The sequence below is a fragment of the Paenibacillus sp. F4 genome, assembly GCF_002894905.1.
GTDB lineage: Bacteria > Bacillota > Bacilli > Paenibacillales > Paenibacillaceae > Paenibacillus > Paenibacillus polymyxa_B.
In genome coordinates this window covers 465,212-484,133 of the sequence record NZ_POVS01000006.1, presented here as the reverse complement: position 1 = coordinate 484,133, position 18,922 = coordinate 465,212, and the positions used below count along the sequence as shown (strand labels likewise).

17 protein-coding genes are annotated in these 18,922 nt (G+C 47.3%); all 17 read right to left on the bottom strand.

Annotated elements, in window-relative coordinates; translation table 11 throughout:
- Positions 1-81 precede the first annotated feature (81 nt).
- A complete protein-coding gene (locus tag C1T21_RS04775) occupies positions 82-843 on the bottom strand; it encodes a WecB/TagA/CpsF family glycosyltransferase (RefSeq protein WP_103047496.1) in 762 nt (253 codons plus the stop codon).
- An 8-nt stretch (positions 844-851) separates the two neighbouring features.
- Positions 852-1,988 (bottom strand): polysaccharide pyruvyl transferase CsaB, encoded by a 1,137-nt coding sequence (csaB, locus tag C1T21_RS04770; RefSeq protein ID WP_103047416.1) that lies wholly within the window; start codon positions 1,986-1,988, stop codon positions 852-854.
- A complete protein-coding gene (locus C1T21_RS04765) occupies positions 1,964-3,979 on the bottom strand; it encodes a DUF5693 family protein (protein WP_103047415.1) in 2,016 nt (671 codons plus the stop codon). The genes csaB and C1T21_RS04765 overlap by 25 nt, the downstream gene beginning before the upstream one ends.
- Positions 3,980-4,238: 259 nt before the next feature.
- Positions 4,239-5,957, bottom strand: coding sequence for a phospho-sugar mutase (locus C1T21_RS04760; RefSeq protein WP_103047414.1), 1,719 nt, complete (start codon positions 5,955-5,957; stop codon positions 4,239-4,241).
- Between the two features lie 94 nt (positions 5,958-6,051).
- Entirely contained in the window at positions 6,052-6,501 is a 450-nt protein-coding gene (gene fabZ, locus C1T21_RS04755) for a 3-hydroxyacyl-ACP dehydratase FabZ (protein ID WP_103047413.1), read from the bottom strand.
- 899 nt (positions 6,502-7,400) lie between these two features.
- A complete protein-coding gene (locus C1T21_RS04750) occupies positions 7,401-7,613 on the bottom strand; it encodes a DNA-directed RNA polymerase subunit beta (RefSeq protein ID WP_103047412.1) in 213 nt (70 codons plus the stop codon).
- Positions 7,614-7,623: 10 nt separating this feature from the next.
- Positions 7,624-8,451 carry a flagellar hook-basal body protein gene (locus tag C1T21_RS04745; protein ID WP_103047411.1) on the bottom strand — a complete coding sequence of 276 codons (828 nt, stop codon included), beginning with the start codon at positions 8,449-8,451 and terminating at the stop codon, positions 7,624-7,626.
- 13 nt (positions 8,452-8,464) lie between these two features.
- Entirely contained in the window at positions 8,465-9,349 is an 885-nt protein-coding gene (locus C1T21_RS04740) for a flagellar hook-basal body protein (RefSeq protein WP_103047410.1), read from the bottom strand.
- Positions 9,350-9,470: 121 nt separating this feature from the next.
- On the bottom strand, positions 9,471-10,469 hold the full coding sequence (gene mreB, locus C1T21_RS04735; protein ID WP_023990703.1) for a rod shape-determining protein: 999 nt from the start codon (positions 10,467-10,469) through the stop codon (positions 9,471-9,473).
- A 171-nt stretch (positions 10,470-10,640) separates the two neighbouring features.
- Entirely contained in the window at positions 10,641-10,928 is a 288-nt protein-coding gene (gene spoIIID / locus C1T21_RS04730; RefSeq protein WP_007432737.1) for a sporulation transcriptional regulator SpoIIID, read from the bottom strand.
- A 201-nt stretch (positions 10,929-11,129) separates the two neighbouring features.
- Positions 11,130-11,870 carry a stage II sporulation protein SpoIIQ gene (gene spoIIQ / locus C1T21_RS04725; RefSeq protein WP_103047409.1) on the bottom strand — a complete coding sequence of 247 codons (741 nt, stop codon included), beginning with the start codon at positions 11,868-11,870 and terminating at the stop codon, positions 11,130-11,132.
- Positions 11,871-11,940: 70 nt separating this feature from the next.
- Positions 11,941-13,380: a stage II sporulation protein D gene (spoIID, locus tag C1T21_RS04720; protein WP_103047408.1), complete on the bottom strand. Its 1,440-nt coding sequence runs from the start codon at positions 13,378-13,380 to the stop codon at positions 11,941-11,943.
- Between the two features lie 227 nt (positions 13,381-13,607).
- On the bottom strand, positions 13,608-14,963 hold the full coding sequence (murA, locus tag C1T21_RS04715; RefSeq protein WP_013312320.1) for a UDP-N-acetylglucosamine 1-carboxyvinyltransferase: 1,356 nt from the start codon (positions 14,961-14,963) through the stop codon (positions 13,608-13,610).
- 323 nt (positions 14,964-15,286) lie between these two features.
- Positions 15,287-15,538, bottom strand: coding sequence for a DUF1146 family protein (locus C1T21_RS04710; protein ID WP_013373430.1), 252 nt, complete (start codon positions 15,536-15,538; stop codon positions 15,287-15,289).
- A 346-nt stretch (positions 15,539-15,884) separates the two neighbouring features.
- Positions 15,885-16,298, bottom strand: a complete 414-nt coding sequence (locus C1T21_RS04700) for a F0F1 ATP synthase subunit epsilon (RefSeq protein ID WP_013312322.1) — start codon at positions 16,296-16,298, stop codon at positions 15,885-15,887.
- A gap of 69 nt (positions 16,299-16,367) precedes the next feature.
- Positions 16,368-17,768, bottom strand: a complete 1,401-nt coding sequence (atpD, locus tag C1T21_RS04695; RefSeq protein ID WP_013312323.1) for a F0F1 ATP synthase subunit beta — start codon at positions 17,766-17,768, stop codon at positions 16,368-16,370.
- 120 nt (positions 17,769-17,888) lie between these two features.
- Positions 17,889-18,755 carry an ATP synthase F1 subunit gamma gene (gene atpG, locus C1T21_RS04690; RefSeq protein ID WP_103047407.1) on the bottom strand — a complete coding sequence of 289 codons (867 nt, stop codon included), beginning with the start codon at positions 18,753-18,755 and terminating at the stop codon, positions 17,889-17,891.
- Positions 18,756-18,922: the final 167 nt, after the last annotated feature.

Genomic DNA, 18,922 nt, shown 5'->3' with positions numbered 1-18,922 from the left:
ATTATACTCTGATCAAAAATAAATACCAAGCTTCATATTCTGGCAAATTAGCGGGTTTTGAAGGCAGATTCAAGCTATTTATCACACTTTTGTGACGTTTTCTTTTTCGCGCATCACTTTCGCGGCGAATTTCGGCAGCGCAAGCATTCTTTTGTAACGGCTTGGCTCTTTGAGGAGTCTATATAACCATTCAGCCCGTAGCTTTTGAAACAATTTAGGCGCGCGTTTGGTTCTGCCTGATATAACATCGAAGCTACCGCCAACCCCCATCATCACCGGCACACCCAGCTGTTCCTTATATTTACCAATCCAGGGTTCCTGTGTGTCCGCTCCACGTGCTACAAACAACAAATCAGGATTTGCTTCACGAATGGCTGCAATCACCGCTTCATCCTCTTTAGGTCCAAAAAAACCATCACGCTTGCCACAAACCGTAATCCGGGGATAAAGCTCATGTACCCGCTTTGCGGTCGCTTGAATCACCTCAGATGTTGATCCCAGTAAATAAACCTTCCAATGATAGTTTTCTCCAGCTGCAAGTAATTCATGTAACAAGTCAAAGCCCGCTACCCGCTCAGGTACAGGATGTCCTACATAGTTTGCAGCCCAGACCACGCCAGTCCCATCTGGAACAATCAACTCTGCCTTTTTCATCACATTCATGTACACTGGATCTTCCAATGCAGCCATTACCATAATCGGATTGGCAGTGATCACTTGATGGGGCTGGCGAGACTCCACTGCTTGAATTAATACATTTAATGTATCTTTCATATTAAGCCTTGATACCGGAACACCGAAAATCGGGACGGTAGGCACATTCGTAACCTTATCAACTGTCACTGTATCCATCATCCTTTGCGACACAAGTAATTAACGATATGCTGTGCCGGTAAGCGAGCCTCACTTTTTAACAAAGCAATAGCCGCTCCCTGGCTCTCGATCCATTGACTTCGCTGATCCAGCAACCGCATAGACTCATTAGCCAGCTTTTGTCCATCCAGTGCCTCTGTAGTGCCTACAGGCTGGCTACCGACACGGCTGAGGAAATGATCAATTTTGGGATCGTAGGATATCCCCAACGGAGGCACCTGGTGGGATGCTGCATAGATCAAGCTGTGTAATCGCATCCCGATCATCAAACTGCAACGACTGACTTCCAACAGCATCTGTTGAGGATCGGTGACTTGATCGCACATGCTTACAAGGCTTCCCGTCCCCCTAATATCCCCCAACAAATCCATTACCATCCTTGAAGCCTGCTCGTCATCAGGCAGATGGAAAGGTAAAAAGCGTAAGTGTACACGGCGCTCAGCAGCTAATTTTTTCAAGCCGTCCGCAATAGCCGTTAAATCGAGACGCTCTTTATCCCAGTAACGTACAGATACACCAACGATCGGAAGTTTATCCTTATCCGTTTCAGTTGCTGCTTTATGCAGCTCGGAACCCGAGGGCAATGGAAGCCCCATTACCGGATCAGGAACAACTTCGACAATCGGGTTCTTTAGTTTCATAGTACCCAGTAGTGCGGCAGACTGCTCATCTCTTACAGAAACATATTCACAGCGCTGAAACACAGAACGGATCATAGGATAAAATATCTTCCGTTGTACCGGACCAATGCCTTGAGCATATACAAACGTCGGCTTTCCAGCCCATTGGGCCAGTTTCAGAATCGCCAGATAATACGGAATACTTTTAGGGCTTGTTGCATCCTGGAGCAAACTCCCGCCGCCACTTATTAGCCCATCGCTGTTTTTAATCGCTCTACGAACTTCCCCCAGACTCATCCGCGGTACAGCTTCTACTCCGTACATTTTCTGTGTCCAAGCGGGGTCAGAAGACAGAACAACAGGCTTGATTGTAACTCCCGCCTGACGACTCTCCTCCTCTAAAGCTGTCAAAATCGACTTGAGCACCGCCTCATCTCCACTATTGTGAAAGCCGTAATAACCCGAGATGATTATCGTTTGAGCTGTGGTGACCATTTCTTCCAACACCCTTCCAGCACTTGCCATACGACAATTGCGATGATTCCCAGCACCAGGCCCAAGCCCAATCCTAACAGCCCGCGACTAAGCGACAATGCCGCTGGAGAGTGAATGTGAGCAAAGGTATCCACCATAGAGGCTTGACCAATAGCAGCTATAATCAGCAAATAGATTGCTTTGCGATATTTCAAAGCCAGGAATGCCCCTGCAATAAACAGTGGGTGAGCCATCAAAAATTCCTTATTGCGCGGACGTACGCCAAATGCATTTTCAAGGAAGTTCCGGAAAACCAGCTCCGTGTTCGACACTGTACCCGCATTTCCGGTACGAGTCAGATAGTAATAACCTGCGGCTGCGATAACAGCCAGTGCGATCACCCACAATACAGTAATCGGCGTACGTAGCAGCTTGGAAATTTCCTCCCGTATAGAAACGCCACGATAAAAGAAAATATATATCGCTGCCAAGAAGATTGGCAGAATATGAAGCAAGCTTACACCTCTAAATTGATTCAGCACAAGGCTGTAGGCAATACTGTTCAACAGCGCAATAACGAAAGGCACCGCAGCCAGCGACAAAATCGCCGTCTGCACGTACAGTATAAACGTTTGAATCAAACGCTGACCTACAGAAAGTTCAGCACCCTGTTCACGTTTAATTCTAATCGTACGCACAGCGATGATCATTGCAACCGTAGGTCCGCTAATCGCTGCGAGTAGGGCCAGGCCTTGCTCCATCAAGCTAGAGTTCAAAACATAAAGTCCTGCTGAACCTACCAAGCCAAGTGCAAATGCCAGCAAAGTCAATGCCGGGACGAAATAGGACACCATAATGGAGAAGAACGCCAGTGCACCTAGTACGACAATCATTTTCAGATAGCGCTGAATGGACGAATCGACGACTTGGAACGGTTCAGCCTGTCCGAGTTCAAACCCCTTTTTCTCCATCCGTTGTACAGCGTTACCCGGCTTGTCCAAGCTGTGGATTAGGTTATCTACCGAATCCTTCACCTTGGCTTCAGCAATACTACGGCTAGGCGCGGTATTCAGATACAACATGCGAATATTACGGTCCTTGGTGGCCAATGCAAAACGATCGGCCAACGTTTCCACATCGAGCGTTGAATCTTTATCGCTCAATGAGTATAAACGCACAACGTTATAGTGGATATCGTAAGCGAGCTTATTGAAGCCTGCTTGCGGTTTTTTTAAGTTTTCGATAGCAGCTAGGCCAATATCGTATTTGTTCAGCAATTTAGCAAATGCCGCTAAGCTATGCTCTTTCTCGTTATCGGTGAAGCCTTTGACTGAATCACCTTCAAACAAAATGCGTTTTACACCATTTTGCTGAAAGGAAGCAAGCATCTCTTCCGTCAACTCCTGGTTGTAAGGAAGACTGTCGCTCATCCGTGGAACAATAAAAAATCCTTTGCTCCGAAGCTGCTTCATCGCAATCGGGTCAGGCTGCATGGGCTTGAGATACGCATCCTCTGGAGATGTTTCCACAACTAACCCTTCCTGTCCCTGATAAGTCCAAGGTTTTACATTGATGTCCAGGCTTGTAAACGTACGTAAAATTAACGGCTTTAATGCCTCGGCATTTTCTTTGTCAGCGAAAACAATATACGTAAAATTCTCATTTGCAGGTGAAAGCCGTTTTTCCATATCGGCAACGTTCTGAGTCGTATAGGTTACGACGCGACCCGCTTTACGGAAATCATCCAACGTACTTTCATACATCGCCATGCTGTTCACACCCGCTTGCTGTAAGCGGTCAAGTTGCTCATTCAGATAGTCCTGCGGGTGAGCCTGATACGAGGCTGCCTCCGTCAAATCCCGATAATCGAATACAATCTCTACTTTTTTACTCGAGGATTCTGTCTTCACACGATCGGCGATGACTGGAATGGAAGCCAGCAAGCCGACAGCCACCAAAATCCATAACCATTTTCGAGAAGCCGTATTCCAATACTGCCATTTCTGATACACCAAAGAACCTCCTTAATATTCGGGATTTTGCAAAATTCAATGCTGCCCACCTTGTCGTACTCAGCCTTTTGGTAGGTCACTCATTGAATTTTGCAAAATCCTCCGTTGCCGGAATAAGCCTATTTTCCCAAAGCCTCTTCCAGGTTATTCTGCAATACAGAAATGACCTCCACGGCGTACTGCCCTTTGCCGTGAGAGGTCACCGATTACTATATCTTATCCAATTACCTTAACCTATTCTATTATAAAGGGATTTTTCTCAAGCGTCTACGCGAGCCATAACAGCATCGACCAGATGGTTGATTCTTTGCTCCGCGTCTGACAGCGAGGAACCGCGTACCGCAAAGTATACTTTGATTTTCGGCTCTGTGCCCGAAGGGCGCAGGCAAAACCACGAACCGTCCTCCAGTAAAAATTTGAGTACATTTTCCTGTGGAAGTCCGTCCAGACCTTGTGAGTAGTCCAGTACCTTATCTACCTTCACGCCTGCAATCTCTTGAGATGCGTTGCTACGCCAATCGGTCATTTTGCCCTGAATTTGTGCCACTCCATCCTTACCTTTAAGGGTACGAGACTCCAGCTTCTCAAGGAAGTAGCCAAACTGCTCGTACAGCTCTTGTAAAACATCATAAAGCGTCTTACCTTGTGTGCTGTAATAAGCAGCAGCTTCAGCGATCAGCATAGCCGCCAAGACAGCATCCTTATCGCGAGCATAATTCCCTGCCAAATAACCATAGCTCTCTTCATAGCCAAACAGGTAGGTGTACTCGCCCGTTTGGTCAAACTGGTTCATTTTCTCGCCAATATACTTGAATCCAGTTAGCGTGTTAAACACAGTTGCTCCAAAATGTTCGGCAATGACCGCACCCATTTCGCTGGTTACGATGGTTTTGATAACCGCCCCATTATTCGGAAGCTTGCCTGTTTCTTTCAGCTGATTCAACAAGTAGTAAACCATGATCGCGCCAGACTGATTACCGGACAATACCACATATTCGCCTTCACGGTTTTTCACAACTGCACCCATACGGTCAGCATCAGGGTCTGTTCCGATCAACAGATCTGCACCAATTTTCTCACCCAGCGCAATTGCCAGCTTAAACGCATCACGTTCTTCTGGGTTTGGCGACTTGACAGTCGAAAATTCAGCATCTGGCAGCTCCTGCTCAGGCACAATATGCACCTGTTCAAAACCGATTTTCTCCAGTACACGACGAACCGGTACATTTCCAGTGCCATGGAGAGGTGTAAACACAACTTTGAAGTTTTTGCCTGGTCCGGCTGCAATCAGCTCACGGTTCACACTCACACTGGCTACCGTATCTACAAACGCTTCATCTTCATCTTCTCCAAGCCAAACCAACAATCCCTGTGCCTCTGCTTCCTCACGTGTCAGACTGCGAATGTCGGCAAAAGAAGGGACCTCGCGGATATAACCAATTACCTGTTCAGCCTGATCTGGAACAAGCTGACCCCCTTCATCGTTGTATACCTTGTATCCATTATACTCAGGAGGATTGTGACTCGCTGTCACAACAATCCCTCCACTGGCTCCCAAATGACGTACACTAAACGAAAGCTGTGGCGTTGGACGCAAGGAAGGGAACAACTTAGCCACGATACCATTGCCTGCCAGCACCAAAGCTGCATCCAGAGCAAACTCTGGCGAAAAGTGACGCGAATCATGTGCAATAACAACCGAAGGTTTGCCTTCTTTACCAGCATGCTGTTCTAAAATATAGCGAGCCAGCCCTTGAGTCGCACGTCCAATGACGTAACGGTTCATCCGGTTACTTCCTGCCCCGATCACTCCACGCAGACCGCCTGTACCAAATTCCAGCTCTTTGTAAAAGCGATCCTCCAGTTCCTGCTCGTTGCCTTCCAATGCGCGCAACTCCTGTTTGGTCTCTTCATCAATATAAGGGTCTTGCAGCCAGCTCTCAATGCCTTCTAATGCTTTTTTACTCAACTGCGTCATACGGAATTTCCCCTCTCCATTTTTGGGTTGTCAAAACAGGATTTCTATGTACACATGCACTCAGTTCAGACGTCGTGCTTATGTCAGCAGAGCTTTATTTATTGGGAGGGTCAGATAAAGCAAACATAATTTCTCCCTCAGCTACTACCGTATCGCCTACTTTAGCCGTAGCTTTCCCTTTGCCAAATGCGCCTTTGGAACGAGTGATTTCCACTTCAAGCGTCAGCGTATCCCCAGGAACCACCTGCCCACGGAAACGGAAACCATCCAACCCTGCCAAGAACCCGATTTTGCCGCGATTGCTCTCTAGATGCAGTAATGCGACAGCCCCAACTTGAGCAAGTGCTTCGGTGATCAACACACCAGGCATAACAGGATACCCCGGAAAATGTCCAATGAAATGAGGCTCATTCATCGTTACATTTTTAATGCCTACTGCTCTTTTCCCTTCCTCCAGCTCAATAATACGATCCACCAATAAAAATGGCGCTCGATGTGGGATAATCTCCTGAATTTGATTAACATCCAATTGCAATTTGTCCATTTACCTTAATAACTCCTCCCGCTTGCAGGTTTGACTCTGTATCAGTCATAAGTTACTGCAAGCATAATATTACCCCGCCTGCAATGCATAAAAACAGCTCTTGACGGCAACAATGTTAAATATCCTTCACCTACTGCAGAAGTGGAGGTTGAGATAAGGGGCTTTTTCCGCCGGTTATGCAACCTGAGGCGTGAAGAAGCCCTTTTGCCCGTGCTTGGTTTTACCCCGCAGTGTTATAAACTTCCCCATCATTATACAGTTATCAGATGCAAAAAGAAAATTACGCGGAAGTACCATATTGGGTGCTCCTATTATGGAGTGAAGCGGGAATTCATTTGAGCTAAAGGGAAGGGCTGCGGGGATGGATCATTCTTCCGATCGCTGTTAACCTCGGATTTTTTCTTTATACAAGAAGAATTCAAGGGTAAAATCCGAGGTTAAAGGCGAACGCTATCGCTTCTTCAGAACGATTCCATCCCCTCCGCCGAGTTACTTTGGCTCAAAAGGAAAGCCTCGCTTCAATAATACTCGCTTGCCGTGAAAGACGGAACAAAGTCGAAGCCCCCTGCGATGACCTTTATCGGCTGCAATCCATCCGCGCTACACTGAAGGGTTCAGCGGTGAAAATATAACAAAACCCCGCGCCACTGGCACGGGGTTTTGTTATTCTATACTCCCCACACAAATTGCGGGTGGTTTATTTTAATAAAAGTGGCCCTGATGGCGGGTAGCCAGCGGAGCGAAGGATTTGAATCTGGAGAAGCGTGAGCGTTCGCCTTTGCAACGGGATTTTTACATCTGAATAATTTATAAAATAAGAAAATCCCGCTGCAACAGCGATCGTAAGATCAAATCATTCGCGGAGCGACCTTTTCCCGCCCCCACTCATTTAAAGTAAACTAAGGCGCAAATATAAGATCAATGACATGCTGCCAGGTTTTCCACTCGAATACGCCTGACAACCCTTGCTTACCTACAATTACATATCCTGCAATTAAGCCGCCTAACAGCGATAACAGGAGCAGCAACGGAACTACGAAATAACGAGCAGTACGCCAGCGGGACTTTGTCTTTTCAGGCACCGGACGGGAATCAGATCGTTCTTCTTTCATCACCAAATCCTTATGCCCTCAGATTGTTGGCCAGGTTCATCATCGTATCGCTAGAAGTTAGTGCCCGTGCCGCCATTTGATACATCCGCTGAACTTGCATCATATCCGTCATTTCGCCCGCTAAATCCACATTAGATTCCTCAAGATAACCGGAACGCACAGATACGTCCGCTGGAACAGCACCTGCCACACCTGCAGCTCCGAATACATTTGCCTCTGTTACACCATTCAACAACACGAACAGGTTATCATCCCGCTGTTCCAGTCCTTCTGGACGCTGTACATCCATTAGCTTGATTCTCTGACCAACTGTCGGAGCCCCAATTCCATTAGCACGAATCAGCAATTCGCCATCCGAGTTAATAGCCACCTTGGAACCCGCTGGAGCAGTCACAGGAACATCATTGTTATCCAGCACGGAGTAACCTTCAGCAGTGGTCAACATCATCGTCGCACTATCATTCGGATCAGGAACAAAATGAAAGCTACCGTCACGGGTCCAAGCTTTTTGCCCATTTCCCTGGACTTCAAACATGGCATTACCTTGAATCGCCAGATCGGTAGGAAGTCCCGTCTCCTTGAGCGAACCTTGCTCCATATTTTTCATGATTGCGGCCGCTTTAACTCCGTAGCCCAAATTATAGCCGAGCGGCATGGCTCGTCCATTTTGGAGATACGTTGAAGGCTGTTGCTGCACATTGGCCAATACATCTTCAAAGGAACCCTGTTTACTCTTATAACCAACTGTATTGATATTAGCAATATTATCGGCAATTAAATCCAAACGCTGCTGCACACTGGCCATAGATACCATTGCGCCAATCATGGAGTTGTTCATCACTTACCCCCTGTTATACACGGCCTACTTCATTAACGGCCTTGTCCAAGCTTTTATCGTAAAATTGAATTACCTTCTGATTCGCCTCATACGCTCTTAACGCAGCCATCATATCCACCATCGACTGTGAAGCATCTACATTAGATACCTCCAGATAACCTTGACGAACGGACACAGCATCATTAGCGGTCATCATTCTAGCTGTAGCACCATCAGTATCATTCAGGCGGAAATTCCCATTGCCCTCACGAACGAGCTGGTACGGACGATCAATGACACTAATACCGAGCGTCGTCCCTAATGTCTGGTTCGACTGGCTATCTACCAATTCGCCTCGCTCATTTACTTTAAGCGCTGAGACAGCCCCCGTCAATTGAATTGGCTTTCCATTCGTATCCAGCACCGCTGAGCCAGTCGATGAAAGCAATGCTCCCGCTCCATTTACTTGAAAATGTCCATCACGTGTATAACGAACGTTACCATTACTGTCCCGCACCGAAAAAAACGCTTCTGGACGGTAGGTGACTTCACCGTTAGCATTGACGAATTTCCCTGCCTGATCAAAAGCCATAGGTTGACCAGTAGCTGGGTCGTTCACATTAATATTGGACTGTATCGCAAAATCCGTCGCTTGTCCACTATCCTTTAATGCTCCCTGAATGTAAGGGGAGAGGCTTTCCTCAGCAAAAACGCCAGTATTGAGCTTGCCGACCGTACGGTCCGGGTTATCAGGGTTACCACCCGTCATGGAAATAAGCATTTCGGGGAAAGAACGCTGAACACTGTTCTCCTGTTTGTATCCCGTCGTATTCATATTAGCAATATTTTGCGTCACGGTGTCATGGCGTCGTTGTTGTGTCATCAATCCGGCGGCCGCAGTATATAAACCTCTCAACATGTATCGTGCACCCCAATCCTATACTCTGCTAAAATCATATGCTCGCGCGGAGGCATGAAAACCAAAATGCTAGGCAACCTGACTGACCGCACACGAGTCTCTTATAGTCACTATCGGCAGATTAGAACTTTTTCTTAACCACATGATCCAAATTATCCAGCATAATTCCTGTACCTTTAACAACACAATGCATCGGATCTTCAGCAACCAGTACCGGAACACGCAGTTCTTCAGCAAGCAGCTCGTCCAATCCGCTAAGCAAGGCACCGCCACCAGTCAAAATAACACCACGGTCAATAATATCAGCTGACAGTTCCGGTGGGGTCTGCTCCAATACAAACTTGGCCGCAGCAACAATCGCCGACACAGGATCTCTAAGCGCATCCTGCACTTCATCCGCAGAAATACTTAACGTTTTAGGCAATCCGGATACCATATCCCGTCCACGGATGTCCATTTCTGCACGACGTCCGCTCGGATGCACGGTTCCGATAGCAATCTTGATATCCTCAGCCGTACGTTCCCCGATCAGAAGCTTGTACTTCGTTTTTACATATTTCATGATGGCTGTATCAAATTTGTCCCCTGCCATTTTAATGGAAGAAGCTGTTACGACATCCCCCATAGAGAGGACTGCAACGTCAGTCGTTCCGCCACCAATATCCACTACCATGTTGCCGCTAGGCTCAAAAATATCCATTCCTGCCCCGATGGCAGCCGCTTTTGGTTCTTCCTCCAAAAATACTTCCTTGGCCCCGCTACGCTCCGCCGCTTCACGAATCGCTTTTTGCTCCACTGAGGTAATGTTCGTCGGCGCACAAATTAGAATACGAGGGTGGCTGTACCAGCTTTTTCCCCCTACCCGATTGATAAAATATTTTAACATCGCTTCTGTTACTTCAAAATCGGCGATGACACCATCACGTAATGGACGGATGGCTATGATATTACCAGGAGTACGTCCCACCATACGGCGCGCTTCCTCTCCGACAGCCAGAACTCTTTTTGTATCGCTTTCTATCGCGACAACGGAAGGTTCGTCAAGAACAACCCCCTTCCCTTTGACGTGGATAAGCACGTTGGCCGTACCGAGGTCGATACCGATATCATTACTGAACATATTAAAAAGGCCCCCAAAGTGATATTTTAAAAAGCTAAGATTCGACAAGAAGCGGCAAATATATGTATAAACCTACGGTTACATGTCATTTTTCGTCTTGTACCATCTTTTAACATATCATACTTCAGGGGGTTGATTCAATGGCTTTGCCAGCCAATTCACTATATATTTTTAGGACTTGCCGGAAACAAGAATCTCCCTTCGTTTGCCACTCGTTTTTTTGTACTTAATTTTCGTTGCTTCTCCTCCCCGCAGATGGCGGATGGATTTATGGTATTCGAGAATGTGCTTCACCTGATCGGCAAGATCCGGGTTGATTTCAGGCAGCCGTTCGGTCAGATCTTTATGCACCGTGCTCTTGGAGACACCAAATTCCTTGGCAATCGTACGGACCGTATTCCTTGTTTCCACGATACAGCGACCGATTTTGATGGTCCGTTCCTTGATGTAATCGTGCACGCTCCCGCCTCCCTACTGTGGATAGTTTGGTACATTATATGAGGAGCGTGCCTATATATTCGCGGTTTGGCGGGAAGACATGCTTCGGAAGGCCTATTTATTTGGCAAAAGCAGCTTATGTTTACCTTATGCACAAAAACTACACAAGAAAAAAGCAGGGAATATGGATTCCCCGCTTTGCATGCAAAGCCATGACCAAATTTATTTCTTAGGAAGCAGACCTGCTGGATTCACCGGCTTGTCATCCTGATACACTTCAAAATGCAGATGTGTTTTCAAATCCTTTTCAAGCTCGTTACGACCCGCTGAACCAATCACATCATTTTGTTTCACTTGATCGCCTTCTTTTACTTTCAGATCACTCAAGCTTTGGTACACAGTTTTGAGATTATTATCATGCGTGATTTCTACGACATTACCTACCAGCGGATGTTGTTCCACACGAGATACTTTGCCACTAAGGGCGGCTCTCACTTCAAACGCCTGATCGTCGGCCCGGGAAAGATCAATTCCAGTGTTAGCGGTAAATGTTTTATCGTACTCTACCATAGCTGCCGCCTGCTCATCAGCGGTCGCGTTCTCATCAAAGAACGGCTTTACGACCTGTACTGCGCCAGCATCTGCCACTGGCCATGCGATATTTTCCGACTGGGCAACTACTTCCACGCTTTCTGGCTGTTGTCCGTTAACATCGGTATTCACTGCACTTGTGCTTTGTACCGATGGACTAGCTGGGTCAGGTTTGAAAGACTTCTGGCTGGCATCCTGATAGACCCACACTAAGGTTAGTATAATGGCTGCTGCGGCAATGTAGGCTGCCGGGTATGCCCACCTTTTGGACAACAGCTTTTTCCACGAAGACGGCCGTGAAGCTCTTCCACCCTGAAAGGTTTTGGGTGTTTCTTCATGGTTTTGGTTCTGGTTTTTATTTTGTTCATTCATTTGCTCATCACCTCAGTAACCAGTGTTACCGGGTGCAACTCTTTTATACTTCAAAGTTTCGAAATATTTACTAACTTAGAATACGAGAGGCTTGCGCAAAAGAAATGCCAGTATAATAGTGAAGGAGAATTTGAGTGGCAGTATGACCTTCCTTGGCCATTCCATTGGCTCCCCACTGACTCATACCAACACCATGACCATAACCATAGGTTGTTATAGCAATTCGGTCCCCTTCAGCCTTCCACGTAAACTCAGCCGAACGCAACCCCAGTTTGTTACGGATTTCCGGCCCTGTAAAGATTGAGCCACCAACCTCAATCTTCTTAATGCGATGTCCTTCTGTCTTGGAGAGTATACGAATCTCTGGCATACTCCCTCCTCCAGTAGAAGCAGCTATCGAAGTACGACTCAACCCCAATCTATCGAACACACTCTGACGACTCAGTGTGACGGTATCTGTATAACGTGGGGCCAACTGCTTGTCCCATGGACTTGACACGCTTCGTAAATAGGGTACTGCCTTCGCCCATACATCCTCTGAATTTTCGGTATAGCCGTTGCTAGTAGAAAAAAAAGAAGCGGTAATGGGCTTCCCCTCATATACCATGATCGTATCCTTGGTGTCTCGTACAGCCTGCTGAATTTTAGCCAGCTCTGCAGATTTACCAGAATGACCCCACTCTCTAGTAAGTTTAGCTTTGGAGATATAAGCCTGATGTTTAACGGTATCCGTCACATCTGCTCCCGCCGGGGCACCGCTAGTGTCATCAGCTAGCAAACGCCGGGCAATGAAGGTACGCGCAGCAATAGCCTGTGCTTTTAGTGCCTCGCCCTCGAAGCTAGGCGGCATTTCGGCGGCTACTACGCCGACAATGTATTGCTCCAGCGGTAACGTCTCCGTGCGACCGGTAGACGTGACGTACACGCGCACGTCCGGCTCTGCCGCCACCGGCACGGTGCGCGCTGGAGCAGCGGGCACCGCCGGTATGGGCGGGACGCCTGGCAAGCGCGTTACGGGTGTCTCGCCCTTTGCGGTTACGCTAGGTGCAGCCGGTGCTGCCGTGCGACTGCTAGGCGGCACCGGCTGCGCCGTCTGGCGAGGCCACGCCATTAGCGCGGGCACAGCCATGGCAAGCACCAGAACCCCTGCCATGGCGGCGAATGGCAGCCACGTGCGGGGGCTGCCCCAGCGCGGGGCACGCCCGGCGGAAGGACGCAGATGCGGCAGCGGCACCTGCAGCGGGCTTGCAGCGCGTGTGTCATGGACCGTTGCTCCAGCGATAGGCAGAGCCGTATCAACGGAGTGCACAGCGGAAGGGACCGCTGTTGTACGCCGATTGGGCTTGACGCCAGTCGGCAATGTACCTCTTGTGTCCGGCTGCTGTTGCCTAAGCTTATTTTTCTGTAACGAAGTAGCTATAGAGCCAGAGCCTTCCTCCGCAAGTGAAGCCTGGCGATGTTCCTTAGGATGATGAATGGGTATACGGATGCGAACCTGTGAATCTTTCATAGGCTGAAACCTCCATCAAAGGGCTAAGTGTCCGGCTGGAAGTACAGATATACTCCAGCAGATATTTTCAATCATATGAAGTCGTCCACTTTGATAGAACCATTTTAAGAGAACTGAAAGAATGAAAAAAGACTGACTGTAAACAACAAAAAACCAAGCCCTTTCGGACTTGGTTCTTCGTTGTTCAAGAATATACTTATGCAACTTGAAGCTACATACGTTAAAGCTTAGGCGAGGGAAGGCTGGATCTTCTTAAACAGATTCCCTGACGTCTCTTCTGGCATCACGCGCTCTGTACTGGGTGAATGATCCAGTTTGGACTCTTCCACGGTCACTCTGTAAATGTCCGCTCCCAATCCAGTCAGCTTCTCAGCCAAATGAACATAACCACGATCGATGTGATGTACGCCGGATACCTCCGTTGTACCTTCCGCAATGAGTCCGGTCAGAATTAACGCAGCACCTGCACGCAAATCTGTAGAGGTTACTTTCGCACCTGTCAGCTTAGCATTACCAGTTACAATGGCGGAACGACCTTCGACCTTAATTTCCGCATTCATGAGATGAAATTCATCCACATGCATGAAACGATTTTCAAACACGGTTTCCGTAATAATGCTCGTTCCTTCAGCGGCAAGTTGAAGTGCCATCATCTGAGACTGCATATCGGTAGGAAAACCAGGATAAGGCAATGTTTTAACATCAACGGCCTTTAACGGCTTATCTGCAATGACACGAATTCCGTTCTCATCAGGTTGAATGGTTACACCCATTTCTTCCATCTTGGAAATAACCGGTCCCAAATGATCGGATATTGCGCCTTCTACATATACGTTCCCGCCTGTGATCGCAGCAGCAACCATATAAGTACCTGCTTCTACCCGGTCGGGAATGACAGTATGTTTTACACCATGCAGCTTCTCAACGCCTTCAATACGAATAACGCCCGTGCCCGCACCGCGTACTTTGGCACCCATTCCATTCAGGAAATTCGCGAGATCAACAATCTCAGGTTCCTTAGCAGCATTCTCGATGGTAGTTACACCCTCAGCAAGAGTAGCAGCCATCATAATATTCTCGGTTGCTCCTACGCTGGCTACATCCAAATAAACTTTAGCTCCACGCAGACGCCCGTTACTTTTAGCTTCAATAAAACCTTGGCCTAGGCTAATCTCCGCGCCCAATGCCTCAAAACCCTTTAAATGCTGATCAATTGGTCGCGTTCCGATTGCGCATCCGCCTGGAAGCGAGATTCTTGTACGTCCCAAACGTGTAAGCAGCGGCCCCATAACCAAGAATGACGCGCGCATTTTCCTAACCCACTCGTAAGGGGCTTCACAGGAAATTATCTTCCGCGCGTCAACACGAATGACCTCATCTTGGTATGTAACGCCTGCTCCTAAGGACTCCAACACTTTGTTAATGGTCATCACATCGTCTAGAGGAGGTGCATCAATAATAACACTTTCTCCTTCTTCTCCTAGCAGAGAAGCGGCGATGATCGGCAGAACTGAGTTTTTGGCTCCGCTGACTTTGACACTCCCGGTCAATCTGTTGCCACCGCGGACGATAAATTTGCTCATCTATGGTTCCCTCCGCGCGTCATTTCCCTTTTCCATTCTGGAAAAAAAGAACATATTCCGCTATTTTCATGCCTTGCTTTTTCATTACATAAAAAAACAAGATTTTACTAATACCCTAACTGCCATCATACCACTGATTAAAACAAGTATACAAGCGTTTTTTGTACTTGACGACCATTGTACTCTAACTGATTCAGCCAGCTATACATGTATGGTTCTTTTGTTTACCATTGTTAACAATATGACGCGATGTTATTCGACAATTCCCGCAGAGACACAGTCATAAGGTCATATAACCCGCCTACTTCATGTTAAAACAAATTCTAGAGCATCTGGCTCCAAGAGATGTAACTCAACAGGAACCCAGAAACCAACTGTCCCAAAATTATAGCAAGGAACAAGTGCAGCAATCTGCCCTGCGGTCCTTTGGGTTGCCGAATTAACAAATCCAGCTTTAAGCTCTGTAAAGCCCACCAAGCTAACGCTATACAGATAAGCGACACGATCATGGAGATCAGCGCGGTCATACTCGCCGATTGACTTAGCTGTTCAGCCAATTGCTGTTTCCCGTTCAACCATAATTCCTCCCATCTGCGTCACAGACTTCTTTATAATACTCGGCGAACGCCTAATATGCCAGTGCTATTTCTGTTTTTAGGACATTTATTTCGACAAAATGTGATTAATCACTTCTGTTTCGTGAATTTAAAAGGTACTAAATACCTAGCAGCCGGGCAAGAAATAGGACTATACATTTGGTAATAACAGCTAAAAAAGGGCCCGCTCACAGTGATCGAAGGAAGCAAGGCTCTCCCTCACCTTCTACCGGACATTCTTTGGCAGAAGTTATGAAGTGGTCTCCTTATCGTTCCATCCGTATACTATGCCGAACCCTTTTAAAATTCCACTTAAAATCCAATATTAATTCTTATTGGTTCTGATGCTTGTAGCATTTAAACGGTTAAGCGCCCGTTGCAGAGCTACTTCTGCCCGATGGTGATCTATCTGTTCCTGTTTGCTCTGGAGCCGCAGTTCTGCCCGCTCCCTTGCCGCACGGGCACGCTCCACATCAATTTCTTCGGAACGTTCCGCACTCTCAGCCAAAATGACCACTTTATCCTTGCGGACTTCAAGAAAGCCCCCATTGACCGCGATCACTTCGGTTTGACCACCGATTTTAATGCGTATCGGTGCAATCTTCAAGGGAGTGACCAAGGGAAGGTGTCCGGGTAAAATCCCAAGATCGCCTTCCGAGCCGCGAACACTGATGCTGTTTACCTGTTCTGTATAGACCAGGCGCTCCGGCGTCACAATCTCTAGTAAATACGTGCTCACTTGAATCCCTCCTGGAAGCTGTTCGCAGACAGCTCACTTCGTAAGGCTCGGCTATTCTTTGCCTGTTGTTTACAACGTTTTAGCTTTTTCAACTGCTTCTTCGATGGCTCCTACAAAAAGGAAAGCCGCTTCTGGAAGATGGTCATACTTGCCTTCCAGAATTTCTTTGAAGCTTCGTACAGTTTCTTTAACCGGCACATATTTACCTGGGAAGCCGTTAAATGCTTCGGCAACGTGGAAAGGTTGAGAAAGAAAACGCTGGATTTTACGTGCACGTGCTACCAACATTTTATCTTCTTCACTCAGCTCGTCCATACCCAGGATGGCAATGATATCCTGAAGCTCATTGTAGCGGGCCAAAATTTGTTTTACCCCCTGCGCTACATTGTAATGCTCCTCACCCACAACGTCTGGAGCCAAAATACGGGAGCTTGATGCGAGTGGATCAACCGCCGGGTAAATACCCATTTCGGAAATTTTACGTTCCAGATTCGTTGTAGCATCCAAATGGGCAAACGTCGTAGCAGGAGCCGGGTCAGTGTAGTCATCCGCAGGCACATAGATCGCCTGAATGGAAGTAACAGAACCTTTTTTAGTAGAAGTAATCCGTTCTTGCAATTGACCCATCTCAGTAGCCAGCGTAGGCTGGTAACCTACTGCTGAAGGCATACGTCCCAACAGGGCCGAAACCTCAGAACCTGCTTGAGTAAAGCGGAAAATGTTATCAATAAAGAGCAACACGTCACGGCCTTCTTGGTCACGGAAGTATTCCGCCATCGTCAGACCTGTGAGGGCTACGCGCAAACGTGCACCCGGAGGCTCGTTCATTTGTCCGAACACCATCGCTGTTTTGTTGATAACGCCGGAATCTCTCATTTCATGATACAAGTCATTTCCTTCACGTGTGCGTTCACCTACACCCGCAAATACAGAAATACCACCATGCTCCTGAGCGATATTGTTAATCAATTCTTGAATGGTTACGGTTTTACCTACACCAGCACCACCAAACAATCCGACTTTACCACCTTTGGCATAAGGAGCCAGCAAGTCGATAACTTTAATACCTGTTTCGAGCATCTCTGCTTGAGTTGTCAGTTCATCGAAAGAAGGAGCTTGACGGTGAATCGGATTTCTAGCCGTTTCACTCATATCAGCACCATTATCAATTGGCGTTCCAAGTACGTTAAATACGCGTCCAAGAGTAGCTTCACCGACAGGTACTGAAATAGGTGCTCCCAGATCTATGGCTTCAGCTCCACGAACCAGACCATCTGTGGAAGACATGGCAATACAACGCACACGGTTGTCACCTAGATGTTTTGAAGCTTCGAGCGTCAGGTCAATTTTGACTCCGCTCTCCAGCACAGTCCCAATATGAATGGCATTCAGGATTTCCGGGAGCTGTCCACGTTCGAACTCAACGTCGACAACCGGACCCATGATGCTCACTACGCGTCCTTTGTTCATCTTTTGGTTTCCCTCCTACAAGCTTGCACAGCCGCAAATCCGAACCACTCTGATTTGTTTTGCGCCCGCAATTTATCATAATAGTGTAGACATGCTATAAAACAGTCGCAACAAGCCGGATTAAGACTGAGCGCTTGCCCCTGCAACGATTTCCGTAATTTCCTGGGTAATAGCCGCTTGACGAGCACGGTTATAGGTCAAGGAAAGCTCACCAATTAACTTGGAAGCATTCTTCGTAGCAGATCCCATCGCCGTCATCTTCGCTCCCAGTTCACTAGCTTTACCATCCAGCAAAGCGCCGTAAATGAGCGTTTCCGCGTAACGCGGCAGCAATACTTCCAGCACTCCTTCTGGTGAAGGCTCATACTCATAGTTAATTGAGGATGAAGCTGTTGTTGAATCCGGTGTTGCCATTGGTAACAGACGATCAACTGTTGGAATTTGAGTCAATGCGTTGACAAAGCGGTTATAGCATAGATAAAGCTCATCAAATTCTTTAAGTTCAAAGCCTTGTACAGCCTTGCTTGCAATCGTTTTGATATCTGCAAAAGCAGGTGTATCTGACAGGTCTGTTACCGATTCAGCGATAGGGAATTCACGACGTCTGAAATAATCCCGTCCTTTTCGCCCAATGATGAAAATCACAAATTCATCCTGTGAACGGTGACGTTCAGAAATTGTCTGCGTAACCTGTCGTAAAATATTGGCGTTATAACCACCAGCCAGACCACGATCAGATGTAATGATGAGATAAGCAGTCTTTTTAACCGGACGCGTTTCCAGCATTGGATGCTTGATGTTATTCGCTCCAGAAGCAATGCTACTCACAACTTCCTTAAGCTTTTCCGAGTAAGGACGAGCCGACTCCGCTTTCTCCTGAGCTTTTCTCAGCTTGGATGCAGCGACCATTTCCATCGCTTTCGTGATCTGCTTCGTACTCTGCACACTTTTAATCTGACGTTTAATCTCGCGCATACCTTTTGCCATGATTTCACCACCTTTAAGCTCTAGCAAAGCCAAAGCTAACTTCGTAAGCAATCCCTTAGCTTGGACCAAGTCTAAGCACTTCGTAAGATTCAAATCCAGCCGGACATATGTTAAAGGGCCTGTTATTGAGGGTAAAACATGCCAAGGAAGCCAAAACCCGGAGGGCA